Origin of the sequence: Pseudocitrobacter sp. 73, from assembly GCF_008369545.1 — a bacterium.
Lineage (GTDB): Bacteria > Pseudomonadota > Gammaproteobacteria > Enterobacterales > Enterobacteriaceae > Pseudocitrobacter > Pseudocitrobacter vendiensis.
In genome coordinates, this window is record NZ_VTZO01000122.1 from 1 (window position 1) to 423 (window position 423).

1 pseudogene is annotated in these 423 nt (G+C 53.9%); it reads right to left on the reverse strand.

The features are described 5' to 3' along the window. Positions 1 to 157 precede the first annotated feature (157 nt). Positions 158 to 423 (reverse strand): annotated as a pseudogene (locus F0Q32_RS26685) (hypothetical protein); the annotation flags it as partial.

Consider the following 423-nt stretch of genomic DNA (forward strand, 5'->3'; position numbering starts at 1 on the left):
GGCTATCGGCTATGCCGTCGAACTCTGAAAAATAAACGTGTGATGCATTGTGACCAAAAAAGACTGGGTAACAGCTTTCAATAAACTCCACCTGCTCCAGTCCTTTTACGGCGGGCGGCTGTGAGCCGAGAAAACAGATATGGCGAAGAGACCAGGCTCAGGTTCCTGCCGGATTGCTGGCCTCGCCGGGCTTATAGAATGATGCTGACACTTTTTTGTAATGCCCCGAACGCACCAGCCCCAGCAGAGTTGCATCCGGTTTTACCAGCGCGAATAGCCTGCCGTTCTTGCTTATTAGCCCGGTGGTTTCTCCATAGGCCGGGCTGTTACTGGCAGGATGCCCCAGACACAGCGGCGCACCATAACCCGCGCTGCGATAGCCGTTATAGGCCGCAGCTATGTTGTCGATATCCTCATCGGAAA